12 protein-coding genes and 1 pseudogene are annotated in these 22,801 nt (G+C 63.4%); 5 read left to right on the top strand and 8 right to left on the bottom strand.

The window, feature by feature from the left end:
• Positions 1-153 precede the first annotated feature (153 nt).
• Positions 154-756 (bottom strand): DUF6919 domain-containing protein, encoded by a 603-nt coding sequence (locus QF036_RS05430; RefSeq protein ID WP_307099906.1) that lies wholly within the window; start codon positions 754-756, stop codon positions 154-156.
• Positions 757-1,207: 451 nt separating this feature from the next.
• On the opposite strand from QF036_RS05430, the gene QF036_RS05425 reads away from it, so the two are divergent.
• Entirely contained in the window at positions 1,208-3,436 is a 2,229-nt protein-coding gene (locus tag QF036_RS05425) for a sacsin N-terminal ATP-binding-like domain-containing protein (RefSeq protein ID WP_307099905.1), read from the top strand.
• Between the two features lie 457 nt (positions 3,437-3,893).
• Here the strand turns inward: QF036_RS05425 and QF036_RS05420 are convergent.
• Positions 3,894-4,013 (bottom strand): annotated as a pseudogene (locus tag QF036_RS05420) (IS481 family transposase); the annotation flags it as partial.
• 186 nt (positions 4,014-4,199) lie between these two features.
• On the bottom strand, positions 4,200-5,192 hold the full coding sequence (locus tag QF036_RS05415) for a hypothetical protein (RefSeq protein WP_307099903.1): 993 nt from the start codon (positions 5,190-5,192) through the stop codon (positions 4,200-4,202).
• Between the two features lie 121 nt (positions 5,193-5,313).
• Between QF036_RS05415 and QF036_RS05410 the strand changes: the two genes are divergently transcribed.
• Together QF036_RS05410 and QF036_RS25225 are read left to right on the top strand one after the other, a co-directional pair.
• On the top strand, positions 5,314-5,754 hold the full coding sequence (locus QF036_RS05410; protein WP_307105783.1) for a transposase: 441 nt from the start codon (positions 5,314-5,316) through the stop codon (positions 5,752-5,754).
• A gap of 344 nt (positions 5,755-6,098) precedes the next feature.
• Complete coding sequence (locus QF036_RS25225; protein ID WP_373460086.1) at positions 6,099-7,583, top strand: DNA methyltransferase; 1,485 nt, start codon at positions 6,099-6,101, stop codon at positions 7,581-7,583.
• A 414-nt stretch (positions 7,584-7,997) separates the two neighbouring features.
• Here the strand turns inward: QF036_RS25225 and QF036_RS05395 are convergent, their stop codons facing one another.
• The gene (locus QF036_RS05395; RefSeq protein ID WP_307099901.1) at positions 7,998-8,456 is read right to left on the bottom strand and encodes a hypothetical protein; all 459 of its coding nucleotides are present in this window, start codon (positions 8,454-8,456) and stop codon (positions 7,998-8,000) included.
• 1,320 nt (positions 8,457-9,776) lie between these two features.
• On the opposite strand from QF036_RS05395, the gene QF036_RS05390 reads away from it, so the two are divergent.
• Positions 9,777-10,037 (top strand): hypothetical protein, encoded by a 261-nt coding sequence (locus tag QF036_RS05390; protein ID WP_307099899.1) that lies wholly within the window; start codon positions 9,777-9,779, stop codon positions 10,035-10,037.
• 1,027 nt (positions 10,038-11,064) lie between these two features.
• The gene (locus tag QF036_RS05385) at positions 11,065-12,471 is read left to right on the top strand and encodes a hypothetical protein (protein WP_307099898.1); all 1,407 of its coding nucleotides are present in this window, start codon (positions 11,065-11,067) and stop codon (positions 12,469-12,471) included.
• 315 nt (positions 12,472-12,786) lie between these two features.
• On the opposite strand, the gene QF036_RS05380 is transcribed toward QF036_RS05385, so the two are convergent.
• From QF036_RS05380 to QF036_RS05365, 4 genes are read right to left on the bottom strand one after another with little or no spacing between them, the layout of a single operon-like run.
• Positions 12,787-14,886, bottom strand: a complete 2,100-nt coding sequence (locus QF036_RS05380) for a DEAD/DEAH box helicase (protein WP_307099896.1) — start codon at positions 14,884-14,886, stop codon at positions 12,787-12,789.
• Between the two features lie 4 nt (positions 14,887-14,890).
• Positions 14,891-16,228 (bottom strand): BREX system ATP-binding protein BrxD, encoded by a 1,338-nt coding sequence (gene brxD / locus QF036_RS05375; protein ID WP_307099895.1) that lies wholly within the window; start codon positions 16,226-16,228, stop codon positions 14,891-14,893.
• Positions 16,228-18,912, bottom strand: coding sequence for a BREX-2 system phosphatase PglZ (gene pglZ / locus QF036_RS05370; RefSeq protein WP_307099893.1), 2,685 nt, complete (start codon positions 18,910-18,912; stop codon positions 16,228-16,230). The genes brxD and pglZ overlap by 1 nt, the downstream gene beginning before the upstream one ends.
• Positions 18,909-22,748: a hypothetical protein gene (locus tag QF036_RS05365; RefSeq protein WP_307099892.1), complete on the bottom strand. Its 3,840-nt coding sequence runs from the start codon at positions 22,746-22,748 to the stop codon at positions 18,909-18,911. The genes pglZ and QF036_RS05365 overlap by 4 nt, the downstream gene beginning before the upstream one ends.
• Positions 22,749-22,801 lie beyond the last annotated feature (53 nt).

Genomic DNA, 22,801 nt, shown 5'->3' with positions numbered 1-22,801 from the left:
GCAACGGACGAGCGGGACCGTAATACCTTTCAATTGCACGGGTCCATGCAGCCCCGTGTGCGGACCTCCGAGGGTCCCCTCCACCTCCACGGGTGCGGGTGGTGGCCGACGGGGCAGCTGGAAGCCGAGCCAGCCACAGCTGGAGCTTTGCTTCTACGGCGCGCTGAGGGCCTCAATAACGGACGGGATTAGAAGCCCCGCACGGCCCCAGACCGGATCGAAGATCTGGACTTCCCAGAGTCCAACAGCGACTAGGGCGAGCTCCCGAGTAGTGTAATCCTGAAGTATCTGGATGAAGTCACTATCCTCATCGCACAAAGCCATGCTCTGCCCAAGATGGAGAGATGCCACAGCGCCGGGAGAGGCGGTTGCCGGAATCAATCCAAAGCCCGTGGTGCCGGGGCGGAAGGAGAGAGCGACAAGGTCTGAGCGGTTACTCAGCAATTCCAGCCGCAGAGCGGTGCCCTCCTCGCACAGGCCGTGGATGAATTCTCTCTGTGCCCAGTTCTCGGAGGCCTCCCCAGGCTGGGACTCCTGTGTCCACAGTCCGAGCCTGTTGATTTCGGCGAGATCTGACGCAATCGGTCCGGTCTCACTCTCAATGGCACCGAACCGTCCGGGCATAAACGGGATGATGCCTTCAAGCCATGCGGCTGTCATCACGCAGGCATCTTCGAATGTCTTGGTTTGGTGCCACAAATCCTGGGCTGCCTGCAAGCGTCCTTCTTCGGTGTTCTCCGGCATGTCAATACTCACCCAACGATCCTAGTCGGCGATATAGGAGCAGAATGCCAGGCAACATTGTGGGCGAGTTCTATCCGTCGTTACAACGCCCGATCCCTTCGAGGGCATCTGGCGGAGGCTGATGGAGCGGAGACGAGTGATGCTCTTCCGCCAGATGCAGATCTGGGTCTTCTCGGGGGTCGCGGGCCACTACGATCGCGAGTCATTCATCGAGCCGGCCGCCCACTCATGTTCGAACGGCATAACTTTCGCGTGCTGCACTTCAGCTTCTTCCACTTCGCCAGTTTCACTCGGTGGGTCATTTCCGTCGGCTCCGGACTCGCTGGCCGGCGTGTCAAGAATGTCCTGGCCGAACCGGGCCCCGTCTTGGATATTTGCCGAGGAGACGCACCCGGAACGCCGCAAACAAAAGACAGATAGACCCTCCGATATAGGCAACAAATGAAAGGCTACAGTTGGCTGCATGCTTGATACCAACTCGCCGGTAGCGCCCGTAGATTCTCACGAACCGGATGACTTCGTACCGGCAGAATTCATTCGCGCACGTGCTGAAAAGGTCATAGCGGGCGTACTGGGCGATGAGGTGGGATTCGCTCGCGCCGTCAAGGCGATGGTCGCTCACACGATCAAAGAGTACCGGGGGAGATTTCTTCACGAGCTGATTCAGAATGGCTACGACGCGCATCTTCCCGGGACTCGAGATGGCAAAGTCGCCATCATTTTTGACGAAACTGAGGGTGCGCATGGCGTGCTCTATGTTGCAAATGGCGGGCGCCCGTTGTCGCAAAGCAACTTTGAGCGGATGGCGACACTCGGTGAGAGTGACAAACCTATCGGGGAAGGGATCGGCAACAAGGGCGTCGGGTTTAAAAGCGTCTTCCAGATCTGCGATGTACCCGAGATATACAGCGCTCGGGATAGCCGAGATCCGATGTTCAATGGATTTTCATTTCGTTTGGGTACTCGGGCGGACCTCCTGGAGATGCTGGATGACGACGATATACGCGCCGACCAAGTAGAAAAAAATCTTTCCCTGAGCATGCTGACGGTCCCGTTGTCTACCGTCCCTCGTCGCGCCCAGGCACTGCGCGAGCAGGGCTACGTCACGGTTCTAAGGTTGCCCTGCTCATCACCCAGAGCTGCACAGGAAGTTGAGGAGCGGATCGGCCGGCTTCTCAACTCGCCTGCTCCCATCATGTTGTTCCTTGACCGCCTCAGTTCCATGACTATCCAGTCGAGCAACCAATCGGATTGTGAGGTGCTCGTCCGAAACGAAATTCCAGCGGAATTCTTCGGCAAGCGAGTGATCCTCAACGATTCCATCCGCTTTCATGTGTTCAGTCTCATGGTTCCACAGGAACGACTCTTGGCTGCCCTGCAGGAGTCGGTCGACGAGGGCGCGCTGGACGCGAGGTGGCTTGAGTGGGATGCCAGTGCTGAGGTGAGCGTCGCGGTGGGTGACGGATGGGAGGTGAGCGCGCCGCATGCTTTCACATACCTCCCAATGGGCGACAACACTGCTGCCCCGTTTTCAGGCCACATTAACGCCCCTTTTGTTACTGACTTTGCCCGGCTCGGCCTGGACCCGGAGCAACCTGTAAATAAACTCCTCCTCGAGTTCGCTGCAGAGCTCTGCATCCGCTCCGCCGAACAACTGATAGCCGCGGATCTGGACGCAAACTCTGTCGTCGATCTGACCACTTGGGCGGTCAACTCACTCAGCTTTGTTGATGAGGCCTCTAAACGTCTGAACGACAGGCCGTTAGCAGACGTTATTCGCGTTCCCTGCGTTGGCTCGGGTTGGGCCGCGCTGTCGAGCGTTCATCGGTGGCCAACTGATTCAGGCAATGTCATCACAGCTGAATCAGTTGCCGGAGTAACCGCTGCCCACCTCGTCGATCCGTCACGTGTCAGCGAGACAAGGTTGGGGCGGCTCGCTGAAACCGGAAAGCATCTAGGTTCTAGTCTCGAACCTGCGCCGGAAGTTTTGGCCGAGTGGGTTGAACGTTTGGCAGCAGACCTCGGCTCCAATGCAACCACAATGACCAAATGGCGCCTGTTCTACGATGACCTTCCAGATCTGTTCGCTTCCGGCGACCCGCTATCCGGACGGAACCTGCTCCTCTCGGCAGACGGGGCGGTAGTGTCATGCGATCACCGGCCGAAAGGCAACGAGGGCCCACGACGTCACGGCATTCGTGCTGTTTTCTTTTCCCCGAAGAGCACCGGCACAGACGACGACGACGCTGTCGACGGCGACCTTGATTTCCTGCCGCCCAAGTCTCTGGAAGATCGACTAGTCTTTCTGCATCCGGAGCTGGAGTGGTACGTGGGCCCTCAAAGAACCCGAGGTCGGGCCTTCCTTCAGGATCGAGGGCTGGCCAGACAGTTCCGAACCGCTGGCCTCTTGCTGCATCTTGGTCAGGTCATGGCACGGTCAGCGTCCATCTGCCGGCCTCCCTGTATCTACGGTTCTTCGTCGTCTAAGAGGACGACCGGTCCCGGTGCAGCGGGAAGGTTTGAATTGGGCCCACATTCGGGCGCGAAGTGCGCAGCTTGCGGTTTTCCGCCAGCCCTTGGGTCGCGGCTTGCGGTGGTTTCCGGCTTTCGAAGTTCTCATGTTGACTATGTGTGCGGAGCCAAGGCATTCTCTCCCCGGTGCATGTGGTCTCACAACGATGGCTGGGAGTGACAAGCTGATCGGGGTGCACGGCGTGTGCTTCATCTTCACATCCTGAAACTTGCCCCCCGAGGACCTTGCCTTCTGTCACCGTATGCATCCCCAATCGCACACACTCCTCGGCAACGTCTTACGTTTTGAACTCAATGGACAGCGCGCTGGATGGCGGCCTGGGCCGTCTTCGGTTTGATCAGCAGCGGACTGCACGGGCCTGACCCGGCCGGTGCACAACAGGGACGATCCGTGCGGACGCGGGTTAACGCGTTGGGCTGCGAGGTCCTTACCAAGCGTCTGAGGACGGGCGTTGGCAAGCCGCGACAGCACGGCCCCCATATCAGTCCTTTATCTCGTCTGAGGGGGATTAGGCTCTGTGGGAAACATTGACGAGATTTGCCCATTCGAGCTAGGGCGTGTCTCTTTATTGGCGGAGCCACATCAGGCATGCGTAAAGGTCGACGCCGGCCCGGTAGGTGAGCGAGAGGTTGAAGGACTGCTCGGCGGCCCGGGCCAGCAGCCACCGGTCCTCGACGATGCAGCGGGCCAGCCGGAACCGGCCCTTCGAGGTCAGGACGGCGTTGGCAGGAGGCATTGAAGACCTCCGGGCCAGACGTGATGACTGTCGTAAGCACCACCCCATCCGGAGGTCTTCTTCATGTCACGCCCCCACGCGGGGCATCACCAACGCCCCTGGGTGTTTCACCGCGCCGGTGCTGCGGCTCGTTTTTGCCGGCGGTGTTGAGAGGGTGCCGGTACTCTCTGGTGCTGCTCCGGTGGTCTAGTCAGGTATCCGACGGGCGATCCATGGCACGACCACAGCGGAGCTCACGACGAGGATCAGCGATACTGTTTGGCCTGCTCCGGGGGCCAGGGATTCGGCAGCGAGGGATGCCACCGGTACGGCCGCAATCCACATCAGCACGCCCCTGAACCCGCTGACGATCGGACGCTTTGGCGGTTCACCGTAGAGGTGCTTGAAAAGGCTGGACTCTTTAGGCAGTACCTCTACCTTTGCTTCTGCCGACTGCCGGCGGCTTTCCTGGAGAGCTTCGATGCGGGCTCGTTTAGGGGCGAAGTAGGCCCACTTCCAGTCCGGGTCCCGTCCTTCGGGGTCTCGGAGATCCGGGAACACGGGGGTGCTCCTGGGCCTGAGATGCTCTTCGCTGTACACGCGTACATCCCCGGACCCATCGGCCGCATACACGTAGTGCCATGTCCGGTTGAGACGACCGCTGCCATCGGGGGGCGTTCGCCCAATCACGGCATCCACGAAGCGAACCTCCCCGTCGTCAGCAACCACCCAGTCACCAAGCTGGAACCGCTCCGGTGCGTTGTAGGGGTCCCGGTTCCGGTGTTCAAGTGTGAGGTGTGCGTCGCCAAAGAAACCGGACTGCTCCGATTTAAAGTCCTGCACTTTGTAGGGCCGGTCGCCATCCGCCACGAACTTCTCGACGACTCCCTTGAAGGACGTTATTCCGTCGTCGGCAACCACCCAGTCGCGAAGGAAGAAATGCCCCGCACGCCAGGCATCGTCCGCAGAGCGTGGCTTGACCTCGTGTTCAGTGAAGAAATCCCCCCTCCGCAGCGGGTGGTTGCAGGCGTGCACCACGTGGTAGGCGTAACGCTTGCTGAAGTGATCGTCGTCTTTGGGCTCAAAAACCTCGGCGATCACTCCATCTGTGATGACGTCGCCCCTATCCCAGTGCTTGGCCTCGACCAGATCGCCGACTTTGAAGCGTCTTCCTTCGCCCATCCCCCATGGCCCTTTCATCGCAGCGTTTCCTGGACTGATTCTCCACCACCCGGGCGATCCTCAGGGATTGTGAAGACAGTCCTGGCGTTCGAGTCCTGAGTCGTTCAAGTGCCCTGCTGTCGACCGCTCCCTCAGCGGGCTGATTACGAAGATCCACCACGCCTACGACGGGAAGGGCTGGCCGCTGGCATTCCTCATCGAGCCCGGCCAGGGCTTGGACTCACGGATGTTCGCGCACGTCATCGAGGCGGTCCGCGTCCCCCGCGCCGGCGGCGGCCGGGCCAGGACCCGGCCCGATGCGGTGCTCGGGGACAAGGCCTACTCCTCGAAGGCCAACCGGGAACGGCTGCCGGCCCGGAAGATCAGGGCCGTGATCCCCGAACCCAGGGACCAGATCGCCAACCGCAAACGTCGGGGCTCCCGCGGCGGTCGCCCGGTGAACTTCGACGCCGGGGCCTACAAGGGGCGGGCCGCCGTCGAGCAGTCCTTCAACCTCTTCAAGCAATGGCGCGGCATCGCCACTTGGTACGACAAGTTCCCGCTCACCTACCGGGCCGCGTCGCCCTTTACGCATGCCTGATCTGGCTACGCCAATAAAGAGACACGCCCTAGGTCACTTCAGGGAAGGTAAGCCGTCCTCGACGAGCTCCTCATCCGAGCCCAGTTCAAGACTGCGTTCCGACTTCAACAGGTATTCGTGAGCATTTAGGCTGTCGGGCAAGGTCAGGCTTGCAACTACATGTTGTTTCTTTCGTAAGGTGCTACTTCCGTCCGGGGCGGGTCGCATTTCGGTCGCGGCAGTAATGTGTGCGGCATTCCGTGGAAATCGCCCCAGATTTAACCAGGCCAACCGGACGTCCGGTTGGCCTCTAGTCACGTTTGTGCAGTGTCAAAGAAGTATCTCCCCTGAGCGAGAATTAGCAAGTGAGTTTTACTGGGAGCATTTCAAATTCCATTCATCTCGGCGATGCCCGCCGAGTCCTGCCTGGCCTCCTGGCGGACGGTATGGAAGGCAGCGTGAAACTCTGCTACCTCGATCCACCGTTTAATACTCTGGGCGCGCAGTCAACCCGCGGCCATTACAGGGACCACCGGACAACCCCGCAGTGGGCAGACCTTATGAGGGAGGTCTTGGGGAGCGTGCATGCCTTGCTCAGGCACGACGGTTCGTTGTGGCTCCATGTGGATGCAAACGAGCTCGGCACGGCTCGGTTGCTGTGTGAGGAGATCTTCGGCGCGGATAACTCAAGCGGTGTCATAACGTGGGAACGGACGCGTCGCCCGGTGTTTTTGCACGGACAGATGTCCTCGGTCACGGACTTCATCTTGGTCTATGCAAAAGATCGCTCTAAGCTCCGCCCGTTCACGGATGGGGCCACGGAGCGGAGCAAACGAACACCCCTTGCTCACAGGGGAAACCGGGCTGTAGAACTGGCATTCCCTCCGGGCACGGTCAAATTCAACTGTGGCGACGGAACCTACTCCGCAGGAGACCACTCATCTCCCGGCATTGACGCCCATCTTTTGAAAGACGTAGCCGTAGCCGCTGGCCGCAATGTGACTTGGCTGCACCTGACCATGCCCTCTCGTTATTCGGCCGCAAAGCTGAATCAGATGATAAGCGACGGTGCTGACTTCATAGTCCCCAAAGTACCGTTCCGCCCCAGCTACATCGCGCCCGGCGGCAACCCGAAATTGGTGACCAACCTGTGGTCGTGGCAGCTCGAATCGATGGAAACGAACGAGGACGCCGCGCGACAGCAGAAGGAACTGCATCCAGATCTGCCGTTCCCGAGTGCGAAGCCGGAGGGCCTCCTCCGGAAAATCATCACATTGGCTTCAGAACCTGACGACGTCATCCTGGACTGCTTCGCCGGCTCCGGAACCACCGCGGCCGTGGCAGAAAAGCTTGGCCGCCGCTGGATCGCCATCGAAGAGAGCCCCCGGACCATGAACTCCTACCTCCGGCCACGAATGGCCGGCCTAGGGAGTATTGGCCAGATAGTTGAACCCGTGCCTGACAAACCCGTGGTCGCATCGCATTTCCAGGTCTTCACCGATGATCAATGGGGCCTAGTCGAGCCTCTACTGCCTAACTCCGACGGCCGCCGGGGACGCCCGTTCCGAAACCAGCGTCAAGTCGTCGAAGGTATTGCCTACCGGTACCGGCACGGGATCGCATGGCGCGACCTGCCGGAGCAGTTCGGTCCCTGGCAAACCGCTTGGAAGCGTCACCGAGTTCTCGCGGCAGATGGCATCTGGGACCGGATCCAAAACCTGCTCCAAGCGGAAGCCTATGCAGCGGGTGCAACAGGCTGTCCCGTGTTCGTGGACTCGACTTTCAACCGCTCCCACTTTCAAGGATCGAACCTTCCCTTCGGGACGGGGAATCCGGCGAACGACATTTGACGATCAGGGGTGCGCGCCGGCCCCGGGCGGTGCACACTCGCCTTTCTTTCGCGGTGAATACGACGCGGACTACCACTATTCAGCTATTCGCGAGCGGGGAATCTCAGCCGTACTTCCTAAGCCCGGTGGCCGGCGCGCCAGCTGCATACGCAGCGACACAGGGAGCACCGGTGGACTTCGGCGGCGATGCTAACAGCGTCGGTCCCTCATCGAGTGCACTAATAAAGAGACATGGCCTGGTGCAAGACGATCAGGACACTTGGCGTCCGGGCCGACGACGGCTGACTGAACAGGACGGACATTCAGCGTCGCTGACGACTCTTCCCAGTTGAGCAGACCGCGACACCAACTGCACGCCGTCAGCGTAGGGTCGCCGTGAAGTGTATGGAAGCGGTGGGGAGGAACGTCGACACACTACTCGTAGTCCCAGGTCTGCTGCTTCGTTTCCGCGATGAGAGCGAGCAGGCTATCCCGGATGTCAGTGTTTTTGAGGGCCCCTTCTTTCTTCAACTTCTCAGCCCAGCGAGCCAGCGACGCCTCCTTCGCGGGCCGTGTCTTAGAAGGGAGGCGGCGGTTCTCGGCGATGAAATGCCGGTACTCTTCCAGCCGCTGCCCGTGCGCGAGCTGCCTGGGTTTCGGGAGCGTGTCAGCGAAGTCAAGCAATGCCGCGACTTCGTGTGGCACCGGAGTGTTCTGATCCCAAAGCTTCCGGAAGTACGTCAGCCTTGCATACGCCGGTTCAGTCCCGCGCGGGAACCTCCCTATCTGCTCAAGATACTCTTTGAGCTCGAGTGCGGATTTGATCATGTCGGCTCGCAACTTCGCCGTGTGGGCGATCCTGCCGAGGCCGGTTGTGGGCTCATTGGCGGTCAATTGAACTTCCTTTCTGTGACTTCCTGAATGTGTGCGGCGGTCCCAGAGACGCTCACCGATGCTTCAGTCCGCCTATGTCTGAGTTCTTCGGCGGCCGCTCGATGTCCAGAGATTCGATTAGCACGGCTTACCCTTCGACCGCGCTCCCGCCGACCGAGCTGCTGACTGTGGGAAAGTCCGTCTAACACGTCCTGTACGACAACAAGTTATGAGAGGCCTGAGAGCGCGCGCACATCACCAGTTCCTGGCACCGGAATAGTCCTCTTGGTTGTCAGATCGGTTGCGACGATCCTGAATCCGTTGTCAGCTGTTTCTCGCCGGCTCCGTGTCGACTGTCCCATCGCCGTCCCGCCAACGTACAGCGCAGGGCCGGTGAGGCTCGGACACCGCCTCTGGCAGTGGGCCTTCTGTAGGGCGTCGCTTCTGCGTAAGGAGTCGACTTGGTGGGAGGTCGCTCCTCACGGGTTACCGTCGGCGAGTCCAGTAGCAAAGGGTCCGCCCACGTGTGCACCAGGTGGGGTGGCAGTCCGATACAAATCGGATTGGTGAGGATTGCGGCCATGGGCCTGACCGTGCCCCGGCCCGGCCCGGAGCACGGTTCTGAAACGAACTCCACCGTCACTCGACCTCAGGATCGTCCGAATCGACCAGGACTCGACCAGAAGGTCGAGTGGGCAATCCCTTGCAAACAAAGGGAAGAAGGGGCCCTTATATATATCACTCTACCTATTCGACCTATAATATATATATACAGGGGCCTCTCGCATTCTTAATTCACCCCACCCCTCTATCTCTTAGTAAGAGCATAATTTCCCTAGGGGCGCGTAACACCTGAGGTCGTTCGGGTCGAGTGGGGTCAGTTTAGGGGGAGAATTCTGCGCCGTTGTTGAGTTTCAGGACCCATTTCCTGCTCGACCGCCTAGTCGATTGCTGCCTGTACCCTGGGCATTCTTGGTGGAGTGGCCGGGCTGGCACAACTGCGTCGGAATCCTGTTTCAGCCACTGTGAGGCTTTGTAGCTGCGTTGACCTCTCCGGGGCGGCTGTGGCTCGGGCGGGCCCGCCAGCTTTCCGAGGCCAGAATGGTTTAGAGGGCGTCATCGAGCCACCGACCTGTGAGGGTCGGTCGGTCCCATCAAAGACTCCTTGCCACTTTCACGGCTGGCTGGTGAAGCTCGCTCCCATAGGGCGACAACCGTTGCCGGCCAACTCCGAACGCCGTTTGCCGATGCCTTGGCCACCAATCGTCCTGGTCTCCCGGACGATCAGCGTCCTCGTAACCGCCGCCTTCGGTTGGCGGACGCATTCGCTAGCTCTCGGCGATGATGGTGAACCCGGCCGCGCTTCTGGCCCGTTTCCTCCCATCGCACCCTCCCGGGGCACGCGTATCGTACTGCCGACTCCTCCGCTCCGTACTTTCCAAGGTTGCCCCCAGCTTCACCCCGCTCATCACGGCATCGGTGGTGTGCGTGGGAACCCCATATTCCTATGCCCTCACCGAAATCAAACTCATGGGATCCGTCGGCCTCACCGGTGCCCTGTCAGGCGTCGGAGTCGTCCGGCCGAGTGACCCCGAGTTCTAGGTTCCTGCCCGGGGCGCCGCACGGGCGCTTGCCTCTTTGCACTCGCCGCTTCCCGCCGGGACTCCACTTCGATCGAGGCGGCCAACCCCAACCGCCGAGCATTCCTTCAGCATTCGCCTGACTGTCTGGCCGGACAACCGTAGCCTGTCAGCCTCCGGTCAGACCACGCGATGCGTTGGAACACCGTCGCCCCCTTTCAAAGGCTGAGGGCCAGCGAGCCAAGGTGATGAACGACCGCGCCGAATCCAGACGAGGACTTCCGCCCAAGGCCGGCGGCGATAGCCGACAAGCCTGGGAAACGGGAGGGTTCTCGAGAGCGGGCGCTATATGAGGAGGTTCGACTCTGACGAGTCTCACCCGCGATCTCTAACCGTTGGCAGATCGATCAGCCAACCAAACTTCTCCCGGTTCGCTTCCAGTCACTGACAATCTCACGCAACCAGCACGGTGCCCGACAGGCGGCGGCAGCCGCTTCGCCGCCCGGGCACGCCGGAGCCGTCCTTTTCCGGCCTCCTACAACACCATCCCTAGACGCGCTCACGCCGAACCCCAGTCCTAATGCCTCATGCCTCATGTCGCCGTCTCGATCCATCCACAGGCGTTTGCATCGTCACGGCTTCAAGTTCAAGGTCCTCCCCCTCATCAGTGAATGGCGAAGTATCCCCTCTGCCTGGGGCGTCCTCGATACAGCACCCGGAAACAAGGGAAACGGAAGTCTCGTTCCAGGCCCGGGTTGGGGGATTCGCGGCGTTTTGCAGCCGCGCTTCTGGCGTAATCAGAGCCGCAAATCGGTGATGTTTCCCGCCGGGCCGCCTTTGTCCCTGCGTCTACGCATGTTCCGTTGTATGAGCCAACTATTGCGGCAGACGCCGTCATCATCGAAGAGATCCTTAATGGACCGAGAATCGCACGCCCAGGACTTTCCCGCCTCTCCCTGCACCGGAACTAGCGCAGGGAAAACAAGAAGAGACGTCAAGAATGACTCACCGTCCTTCGCCATCGCCAGCACGGCCGGCAGGTGTTCCCAGTGAACGCACAACACCCTCGGCGGAAGACGCCCGAAAGCATCCACGCATCGATGCTGCCGTCCGCCTGCACTCTGGATGCCGTCTCTACGGCCCAGCGGGTCGATCCATACTGGGATGAGCTGTGGGTGCCAGGCAGCCAGGCGAACTGGACGACGGCCTATGGCGAACGTTATCGCCGTGACCACGGAGCAGCACCAGGCGTCCCGCCGCGCCTTCTCATGGACGACGGCGAACACCTGCGCCTCCTGACCGCAAATCGGGGCCGGATCGCACGACAGAACGCATGGTCCGTCATGCATGCTTACCGCACTGTCACCGCAGAACAGCTCGCCGCTTTCACCGGTTGCTTGAAGTTCCTGGACTACCGCAGTGCGCCTCTCGCCGCTTCCTTCTCTGCTGATCTCGTGGACCTTGGCTGGTTTCCGGTTCCCCGGCAGTATTCGGGCATCAAGCCCGGCCGCAACATCCTGTACCGTCCAGCAGCCACGGACGTCTACAAACAGCTTGTCGAACCAACCCTGACCGGCCCCGAGTCACTGACCGTGACCGGAGGCCAACCCTGGTCCTCCGGGGGACAATACGACAGGCACAACGTCCTCGCAGCCGAGCTTGCGATCCGTGCTAGTGAATGGCTACCCATAGGAACGGTCCTGGGCGAAACATTCGCCTCTGTGGACCTGCTCCTTGGCAGCGGACTCGGCAAGACTGTGAAGAGGCCGGACAACCGTCGCGCCGACGGGGTGATCGTCCGCACCGACGGCCTGCGGATCGCCTACGAAATCACCGCCACAGCGTCACGAGGATTGGAGAGCAAGGTCCGCCGATGGGCTCAGGCTCTCGCGGCACACCCGATGGAGACGAGTGGGCTTACTGTCGTCTTTATCGCGGCCCCACACCCTCGCCGGAAGGATGGGACAAATCCTCTGACGGCCATACGCAACGCCATCAGCGACGTCGTCCTCCGAGAGTTCCCAGGGACGGGCACCGACTCACCCGCTGCACGCATCGGTGTCGCATCATGGGGCGACTACTTCCCCGCCCGCCACGAATTGAGCGAAAGTTTTTTCCGCCTCGAAGCTGATTTTGCCGTCGGTCACGGAAAAGGCGCGGCGAAATGGATCCCCCGCGGACTCCTTGATGAACAGAAGTTCGAGCCCTGGACCGCGACGTTCGACGCGACGGCCGTCATCGACAACGCACCGTTGCTGGGAGCCACGCCCTACTGGCTCCGTGAAGCCGGGAAGGATTACACAGAGCTTATTGGGAGTCCCATAGAACGCGCTGGTGAGCCGGTCCCTCACCCTGCCCCGGCCAAACCGAAGACAGCCAAAGGACGACCGCTCGGGACGGGCGTTGGCCGTGCCCGCGACACGCAGCTACCGCGGCGTCTGCGGATCATCGCGTAACACCGATCACTTCCTCACAGGCCCTCGTACTGGCCCGCGCATCACCGCAGCGTTGCGCGGCCAATGGTTTTGCTCACCACGGCGGCGATGCTGCTGAAGTCATCTTTAGCCCCGAGAATTACAGTTGCAGGGGGCGCCACTCATGGTCAAGAAATTTGGCTGTACGTCGCCCCGCCCTGGCAGTGGTCAGGCTCGCCGGCAGCGGCGAACGGAGCCTGCACTTGCTCGTGGTCCAGTGACGCGTCCAGGAGCTGGTGCAGCGTCCTACCTGCCACGCGCAATCGCAAAGGGCTCATTCACGGTGCCGCACCCTGTTCAGGAATCGCTCCGATCGGCCATGCGTGTCATGTGATCCGCTGCAACCGCTGCTGCACCTGCCCCGTCGGCGAACCGTTCCGAGAGCGTCTTGATAGCCGTCGCTTCTGGCAGCGCCGCCGAAAACTTCAGGTTCTCCACCATCTCCACAGGGATGCGCGGTACCACGTCGTCGAACGAGATCTCTGCGAGCCGCCCCAGATCGCCCGCACCGCGCAGGACCATGACGTCGTTGTACGACTGCCCCTCCACTCCTCCCAGGCCAGCTCGCAGTGTCTCGTTGGCCTTGAGCCCCGCCCAGGTCCAGAGGTGGGAGTCGTGCCCCGTTCGTTCGAGGACGAGCCCGTCCCGTGAGACCTGGTCGAACCGCGTATGGCGGACGAGTTCCAGCCGCTCGGTCGCTCGCCGTGACAGCGGCACATCTGGCGTCTCGCCGAGAACCACATCCCGTTGCGCTCGCATCATCTCGAACGACAGCGCGATTGCGTCGCTTTGCCACCGGACGTCGCCCTTGTGGGTCACCGGGCTGACAAGGACTTCGAACCGTTCCCAGTTCACTTGCTCGACATGCCAGGCCCGACCATTCATGAGGATGGGCTTGGCGTCGAGCTTGTCAGAGCCCTCGCGTGGCAACGCCAGCGGTGAAATGAACCCGAGTTCCTTGTTCCCGCTCATCACGCGCAGTTCCTTCTCGGCGTTGAATGAGCTGAGCAGGTCCATAAAGTGGCGCCGGCCGAACGACTTCTCGGCGGCCGGCCCAATCATCAGCAGTCCGCCGTCCTCGACGAGGAAACCTTCGTTTCGCAAATATGCGAGCACTTCATCGCCTTCGTCCATCAGTCCCAACGATCCCCACCACTCCCGCCACGTGTTGGCCCCATAGGCGCCTTCCTGCAGCGCTAGTGCCAGAAGCTGCTGGGCGGTGAGGTGTCGCGGGTGTGGTGGCGGCGTGACATCCTCGACGAAGCCGCGCGTCCACAAAAGGAGGAGCCCTGCGGCCTCCAGCAACGAGTCCGGGCTGGTGGCTAGGAACAACGTGTTGCGCCTCGTCCCTGGTCGGCGTCCCGTTCGCCCGAGCCTCTGGAGGAATGAGGCAACAGTTCGTGGGGCGTCGATCTGGATGACGCGGTCTAGGTCGCCGATGTCGATCCCTAGCTCGAGCGTCGATGTGGCTACTATGACAGTGTTCTGAGTCTCGGCGAATGCCTGCTCTGACCGGCGCCTCTCCTCTGCGGAGAGCGACGAGTGGGACACGAACGTTTCGACGCCAAACGTGCGCAGCTCGAACGCAAGCTGCTCGCTGACCCTGCGCGACTCGCAGAAGACTAGCCGCTTCTCGCCGCGGTGGAGTGCCGCGACGACCTTCGCTGCGTTGGCCACCGAGCCCACGTAGTCGAGCATCACCTCAGGCTCGGGCGCAGATGCCGCTGTCTCCTCGGAGACCACCCGAAGTTCCCGTTCCCCCGGCCCCGTCGCGGCCTCGCCACCTTGTAGCCAGCGGCCGATCTGCTCCGGGTTGCCGACCGTCGCCGACAGCCCGACCCGCTGGATCGGGCGCCCGGCTATCCGTTCCAGGCGAGCCAGAACGCCGAGCAGGTGCCATCCGCGGTCAGAGGACGCGAACGAGTGCAGTTCGTCGACGACGATGGCTCGTAGCCCCGAGAACAACCGGTCGTGCTCGACGCGCCGCGACACGAGCAGCGCTTCGAGTGACTCGGGTGTGGTCAGCAGGATGTCCGGCGGGTCGGCGAGGATGCGCCTGCGCGCGGTGTCGCCGACGTCCCCGTGCCATAGTCCGACGCGGCGGCCAAGCCAGTCGCTGTACTTGGTGATACGTGGGTGCAGGTTGTTCAGCAGCGCCCGTAGCGGTGTCACGTAGAGGACGGACAGGCCGTGCCATTGCTCCTGAACCACCGACGAGAGCAGGGGGAAGACGGCAGCCTCAGTCTTGCCGCCAGCCGTGGGTGCGATGAGCACGCAGTCGGCGCCCGATCGCACGGGTTCGACGGAGGCGGCCTGCAGAGGGCGCAGGCTGGACCAGCCTAGCGAGTTGACGACGTGGTACTCGATGGCCTCGTCGAGGCTAGTGCCGCTTGTCACGGCGCTAGAACCCTATGTCGACGTCGTCGACCGACGACGCAGCGGGCAGGGCACCGCGTGTCTGAGCTTCCCGCTCGACGTCGGTAAGTTCGGAGACGCTGAGCGTGAGATCGTAGTGTTTGCGCGGGTCGAAGTCCGGGAACTGATCGACACGATCGAGTACATCGGCCACCAGCTTCTTGAGGAATACGCGAGGCGCTACCCCCGTCCGGCCACCCAGTTCACCAGCGACTGCACCGGCGAGGTCAGCGATGTAGGTGTCGTCCACGACCGCGTGGATGCGCTCGGCATGCTCGGTCCCCGCGGCGTAGATGTCGCGGACGCGGCTGCCGAGCTCAACCAACGACTCAAGTGTGAACCCACGCAGGCGGATCTGCGTCGCCCGCGGGTTGTCGAATCGTGCGTCGGTGGCGAAGTCGGTCTGCAAACGCTGGGCGAGTGGCGGAAGTCGCTGGACGCCCTGATGGCCGTCGTAGAAGGCCGGCGTCCCCGTCATGAGGAGGTACAGGCCCGGGAAGCGTCCGCTATCGACTTCGTCCATGAGCTGGCGCAGCGCGTTAAGGGACTTCTCGCGCACGTCGGATCGCATTCGCTGGAGTGTCTCGACCTCGTCCAGGACGAGGACGAGCCCCGCGTAATCCGAGTCGCGCAGCACGGTCAGGAGCCCTTGGAGGAACCCGAGGGCGCCAAAGTGGTCGAGCTCGCCTCGCACGCCAGCCGACCGGCGAGCGCTGGCAGAAATATGCGGCTGGCCACCTAACCACGCCAGAAGGGCATCCGCCTCGGCATTCTTCGCGCTCGTACTCATCTGGCGGTAGGCCCGCAGCGCCATGGCGAACGCGGGTGCCTCCTTCGACACCGATGCGAGGCGCTTCTCGAGCAACTCGTCCGTCCGAAGCTCGAGGTCAGCCGCGTCAGCGGGTCCGGCGGCCTGGACATCCTGTCCGAGCACGTATAGCCAGCCGTCAATGACGTCGCTGAGGGCTCCGCTGGAGACGGTAGGCGTCGAAAGGTTCTCGACGATGCGCCGGTAGACCTTCTCCAGTTTGAAGAGCGGCGTCTCGGTCTCAGAAATCTGGATCTCGGCGGTCGCGAAGTTCATTTTCTTGGCCCGCTCTGTGAGCCAGCGGGAGAAGAACGTCTTGCCGGAACCGTATTCACCCCGGACGGCTTTGAACTGAGCTGCGCCGTGCTTGATTGCGTCCAGCTCGGCATCGATCGCGGCCTCGAAGCTGCCGAGCCCCACGGCCATGACGTCGAGCCCTTGTTGCGGCACGGTGCCGCGGCGCAGGGCGTTGATGATCTCCCTGCGCCGCCGCTGGCTGATCGCAACATCCGCCATCACACCACTCCGAACTGGTCTTTGAGCAGGTCGATGTCGAGCCGCAGGGTCTCACCATCGCTGTCGTAGGACAGGATGTCGTAGCCCTCGACGTTCAGGACGCGTTTGACCACAGACAGCCCTTGCCCGATGCCAGCGTAAGACAGTCCCGCGGCCGACGCGACCGTGTCCTGGTGCGCTCGCCCACCGCGGTCCACGAGCATGCGCAGCACCGCTTCCACGAGCGATCCGGCGCCGGTAGCTGCGCGCCCGGCGAGCCCCATCTGCTCGGAATAGACCGACGACCCGAGCACTCGGGTAACGAGGTCGTCCGACTTCGCCGCCGCGGGAGTCTGCGGCTCGTCGAACTCGAACAACGCGGGCGGCGTCTTACCGACGGTGGGCTTCTTGTGCGCCTTCTTCGCTGGAGAAGCCGCAGGCGCGGACGGCGTCTCGATGACCGGGTCGTTCCACCATGCGGGCGCCTGCGGCGGCGCAGCCTCCCATCCGTCTGGCGCCGACAGCGCCAGCGATCGTTGGTACACCAGGACCGGCACGGTCAGCTCGGCCAAAGACGCACCACCGTGGTAACCGGCCCGAGCCGCCCCGTACCGTAAGTCGTCACGCCACAGGAGGACGGCCTCGCCTGCGTCGAGCGCGACGCGCGGCCCCCTTACCAGCAGTTCGCCATCTCGGACAGGACCCGAATTCGCTGGTCGCCAGCGCGAATCTCCGCCAGCCACAGCGGGCAGCATCTCGGTCTGCCTCTCGACCACGTGGCCGTGGTCGGAGGTCAGCACGACGGCGCGTCCGGCGATCGACGCGGCATTGAGCAGCGCCCGCAGCGGCTCCAGGTCCCCCAGGGCCCAAGGCCGACCGGCGGTGTCGGTTTTGTGCGTCGCATCGTCAATGGCGTTGATGACCACGCCGACTACGGGGACGGTCCGGTCGGCGATCGCCGACGCGACGATCTCCCCGAGTTGGGCCCCACCTGTGGCCCGCAGCTCGCCCTTGTGGAACACCCTCGCGCCAGGGAACGCCACTCCGAGACCGGCCTTCTCCGTCGTCGAGTTGCCACCCCGAATCTCGCCACACAACAGACTCGTGCGTGAGATCCCTGTCACAGTCGGCAGCGCAGCCGCCGCAGCAAGTCGGCGCTTGGTGGCGGCCGGGACCCACTCGACGAGCCCCGAACGCCCAACCTCGGTGGCGAGGTCGACGGCGACTGCAGCGCTCATCCCGTCCAATACCACCAGGAGCACGCCGCCGTGGGACTTCCACGGGTCGACGACAGCGCGAAGAACGTTTTCAATTCCGACCGCCGGTCCTTCGGCCTGTTCGGCGAGCGAACGCTCCGCAGGCGAGTCACCCAAGTGCGTCGCGGCTGCCTCATCGCGCGTGCGGCGCCGAGCGCGCACGCGCTCGATCAGCCGCCCATACGCGGCGCCCACCTGCGCGTCAGTAGAACCGCTCCAAAGCACGCCGAGGGCCGCATCGACCCAGGCGCCATCGTCGAGCTGCCGCTGCAGGTCACCTCCGAAGGTGTGCACCTCCTGCTCCTTGGTGGCCAACCAGCGGGCAAGTCGCACGGCCATCCGCGGTGGGAGGTCGTATCCGTCCAGGCTTGCTTCGCGGTGCTCGAGCACCGCCGCCAGTGCCTCCTCGCTCCCCGCCCCGACGTCGAGCGACTGCCCGAGGGCTCGTAGCCGAGCGGTGAATCCGGGGCGCAGGATCGCCGACCGCTCCGCGCCGGTGGGCCAGCCCAGATTATCGCGCAGCAGCGCTTCGGCTTGGTCGAGTACCACGCCCAGCCGCCCCTCGGGGTCACCCTCTCTCGACAGGCGCAGCACAGCGGACACCGAGGCATTGGCGATCTCCCGCGCCTGCAGCGGTGTAATAGATCGGCCGCCCACGTAGCGCTCGAGCAACCGGGTGCGCGCGGCAACCAGCTCCTCGGTGAGATCGCCGGCAGGGTGAGGCCACAGCACGTCGATGGCCAGCCCGAGCGCGAGGGGCTTGACGAGCCCGCCCGGAACGGCGGCCGTGCGAAGCGCGAACCCGGCGGCGGTGCCGTACTCCCGCTCAGCCCACTCGATCAGGTGGTCTTGTAGCTTCGGTTCCACCGCAGACCAGGAAGCGCGAGACCCGTTGCTCAGCGCGCTGAGAATGATGACGCCGTCGAGGTCGCCCGAGTCCATCTCCAGCATGTGCGCGAGCAGTCCGCCAATGGCGTGCTCGGCGGTCACGGCGAGGTCGGTCGACGGCGCCCACCCCCCTGCAGGCTCGTGGTCGAGCAGAGCAGTGGCCGCCCAGTCAAGCCGGCGCAACTCGCGGCTGACTTCACGCGCTCCGCCGAACAATGCCGGAACACTTCCCCATTCATCGGGGTCCTCGATCTGCTGCCGGTAGGCCCGGGCAAGCACGGTGTCGCCGAGATCGGAGCGTGGTCGGTCGGTGAGCACTACCAAGTACTCGTCGTCGGTCTGTGAGGCGTAGGCGTAGAGTATCGCCAGCTGGGAGATGCCCTCGACCACCCGTACACGTCGACCTTCGATGGTCAGGTTCCCGCTGTGCCAGCGGGGCTGGGCGCGCATCACGAGCACGCGCGAGTCGCCGCCCTTGGCGATGAGTTCGGCTGCGCGTGACCGCACAAGCGCCTCAGAGACGGCGACGGCGCGGGTCACTTCGGTCGGGGCGCTGATCACTCCCACCTCCAGCTCACCCGTAGTTTTTTGCCCTGAACTGGATTGGCCAGCTCGTCGCTGATCTTCCTCCCGATTTCCTGGACCTCGACGACGCGTGCGACAAGCTGGCTCTTCTCAGCTGTCCGCTGCCGCTGACGCTCCTCATCTTCCAGACGGATCCGGTTGAGCTCGGCGAGCTTGTGAGCGATCTCCGCCTCGCGCTCCTCCTGCTCACGACGCTGGGTCTCAAGCTGTTCTCGCTCACGCAGGAGCTGCGCCTCACGAGCCGCGCGCTCCTCAGCAGCTGTTCGCTCCGCTTCTTCTCGCTGATGTGCGTCTTCCGCCTCCCGGCGACGCCGCTCTTCCTCGTCCCGACGGCGCCGCTCGACTTCGTTAGGATCGTCGAGTAGAGCCTCGGTCGCCTCGCCCGCTGCAGCGTCGAGGGCCGGCTTGAGCGCGGCGTGCAGCTCTGCCTGCCTTGCGATCTCTCGCAGCTGAGCCAGCGCACGGGCCGCGCGGTCGCCGCCGAGTGCGGGCAGCCTGTCGATGAGCCCCCAGTTCGCACCGCGCAGGGCGGCCACGAGGTCGCCGGACGCACTGATCGAAAGGGCGATGGCCTGCGACTCGGCAGGGAGGTCGAATTGGGCAAGAGCCTCGATCCGCGCCAGCGGCCCATCGGACGCATGAAGGAGGGCGACCAGATCCCGTGCCCGTGTCACCGTCTGCCACCGCGCCATGGTCTCGTCCAGCCCAAGTGTCTCGAAGTGAGCGGACAGCTCTGCTGCGGCCTCCTCCGTCGTGTGTACCGCTGGTCGGACCTTGCCGATGAGCGCGTCGGTCACGCGCTGCAGCGCGGCGGTCGACAGGTGGTACTCGTCGGCTCCCACGCCGAACAGCGCCTTGGCGCGGGTCAGCGCGACCTGCCACTCCTCCTCGGACGGCAGCGCGGGCTCGCGCAGGAGCATGTCAGCGGTCAGAGAACCGATGCCTGGCTCGGATGTGCGGGCGCCGGCCCGGTACCACTCGCGGTCGGTGATCTTCGCCCACGCCAGGACCAGCAGGTCCATGGCGTCGGCCGTCATGCCACGCTCCGCCAGCACGCCCCGCAGAGTCCCGACGGACACGTCGTCGGTGCCCGCGGCGCGGGTGAACTCGTCGAAGAAAGCGAAGTGCTGGGCGTCCAGCGCGTAGGTGGTCTCGCGCAGGGCCCCGACGCCGTAAGCGGTAACCACGCGACGCACGCGAGTTCCGGTGGTCCGGTCAACGCCAGCCAGACGCCCGCCGGCGTCCACGGCTTTGCGCGCCAGGTCCAGCACGGCGTTCAGCTCAGCCCGGCGGACCTCCTCGACGCCGCGCTCGATCTCTGGGTGTTTGGGGTATCGGGCGGTCAGAGCGGAACCGAGCACGCCGGCGACGGCGTCGCGCAATGTCGCTACTGAGGGCTGCGTCGGTGTAAACCCGTCGGCTAGAGTGACGAAGTTGGTCCCGGCGACAAAGGTCCCGAGGTTCTCCTCGTTCTTGGCGTCGACGCCGTAGGCCTGGCGCAGGAGCGCGGCCAGCTGGCTGCGCAGCGAATCGCGCTGTCCCGTCAGCAACCGGCGTGCTGGCTCGCGGTCGTTCACCGGCAGGTTCGCGGCGTACTGGTCGAACCGGTCGCCGGTGAGCAGGTACTCGAGCTGAACCAGCTTGCCCACGTCCTCCATGCGCTGCGTGGTCAGGAAGTGCGGCACCCACGCGATCGTGTCGGTGAGGATGCCTTCCTGCCGAAGCGTGTAGATGCGCTCGACGTCGTCGGACGGTCCGCGGTCATCCATGTCGTCGAACGGGAAGTCGACTACGAGCTTCCAACGCCCGTCCGACGCCTTAAGCGCCTCGACGGGGAGCGCGACCTTGTCACGGACGTTCCCGAACACGACGTCGACTGTCTGCTTCTGGCCACGCCAGACGTGGTCGAGCGTGTACTCGCCCGCGAACGAACCGGTGGCGGCGGCGCCGATCTCTGCGACGAGGGTGTCGCGGATAACTCGACGGCGGTTCGCGTGGGAGTCCTCCTGCGTGACGTGCGCGAGGATGGCATCGAAGTCTACGCCCGTGAGCTGCAGGCTGATCACCGGGTCCGCGGTCGAGCCGACTGTGATCTCAGAGAACTTGCCCTGCCACTCGGTGGCCAGTGTCACGACCTGCCCTGACACATTCCCTCCGAACATCGACACGACGCTGCCGAAGTTGAGCGCGGCGAGCTTGGACGCCGTCAAGTCCTTCAGCGATGTGGCCCCTGGGGCGATCGCCGCAACGAGGAGGGTCTTGGCGAGGCGGTCCTCGCGGCGGAATGGGTGGTCCCGGTCGAGCGTCCGAAGGTCTGCCCCGCTGACATGGTGCTTGTCCATCAGGTACGGGCGCATCTTGCCGCGGTAGAACGCGGCTGCCGCCTCGAAGACCTTTACCATATCGTCCGTCAGCGGCTTGGCATCGCCGAGCACGACGGCGTCGATCAGGTCGCCGACCGGGATGACGTCGCCCACAGTGAGCTCATCACGCCCCCTGTACAGCAGTTCGCTCATGATCTTCAGCGCGGTGCGCTCCCGCTGCATGATCGCCGACAGGGCGACCATGGCGTCCACGAGCGCTGGGGAAAACGGGTAGACCTTCTCGAAGTCGACGGCGCCCGAACCTGCTGTATCCGTCAGCAAATGCTTCCAGTCCGTCGGGTTGGCACGCACGCGGGCGACGGCAGCGGCCAAGGCCGTCTTGCCCGCCTCCGACATGGGGGTCAGCAGACGCTTGTTGACGATCTCTGGAAGGTCGGCCGCGGCGAGCGTGATCTTGTCGAATCTGTCCTCCCACCACTGGAACGAGTCCTCCAGCGCGACTTGCTCGGCGCCGACGTTGCCGCCACCAAGAAACTCCTTCAGCGCTCGCTGCCGCGCGACGAACGAGATCATCGGGATCGCCATCTGCCCCGACCCGGTCTCGACGAGCTTGGCCACTTTGGAGGTCTCGTTCTGGATGAACGCGGAGTCACGAAGGTGATTGGCCAGCCACAGCACCAACTCGTCTAGGAACAGGACCAGTCCGTCGTAGCCTAGGTCTTTGGCGTGGGCGGTCATGATCCGCAGGCCCTGGTCAATCGGCAGCCAGGCGGAGGTGGAGGTATAGGCCGGGAAGTAGGTCTCCACGAGCTTCGCGGCCACCGCCTGCCGGTCGCGGTCGCTCGCCGTGCCGTTGGCGGCCGCGTCGAGCTCGGGGGCGGCGAGCCCGCCCTCGCTCAGGGTACCGAGCACGGGGTCGACGTCAGCCGCAAACTTCGAGAAGAAGAGCTCGTCTCCCATCTGCGCCCGCAGCCCTTGGGCATTCTGGAACAAAAGGGCGCTCTGGTGGAGCACTGGGGCGGCAGCCTTCGGGTGCTTCGCCTTGACGGTGTTTATGTACCCCGAGAACAAAGCACTCTCGAAGGACTCCGCACCAATGAGGTGGTAGTCGACTGCTAGAAACTTCCGGGATAAGACATCGGTGTGCTCGCTGACGACAGTCTGCAGCCCCTCCAGCGCCCGCGCGTGCGGGTTCCCGGTCAGGAGCAAGTGCATCACGGCCATGTAGTGCGACTTACCAGCACCGAACGAGCCGTGGATGAACGCACCCTTGGCGTTCCCGCGAGTTAGCGCGGACTTCACAAGGGTCAGACCCTCGCCGAACGCCTCGGAGATTTTCTCCGTGACTACGTAGTCCTTGAGGGTCTGCTCAGCGGCGGGAACACCCTCGTGGATGCGCATGACGAAGTCGTCATCATGGACGGCCTCGGGGACGTGAATCGCATCGCGCAACATCATAGCCAAGGCGCCTGTGGTGTGGGTGCTCATCGGTGGGAATTTCCGTTCATCAAATAGGTCGCTTCTCGTCTACTGCGGCGTGT

The sequence above is a fragment of the Arthrobacter globiformis genome, from assembly GCF_030817195.1.
Taxonomy (GTDB): Bacteria; Actinomycetota; Actinomycetes; order Actinomycetales; family Micrococcaceae; genus Arthrobacter; species Arthrobacter globiformis_D.
This window is presented reverse-complemented; position numbering and strand designations above follow the sequence as displayed.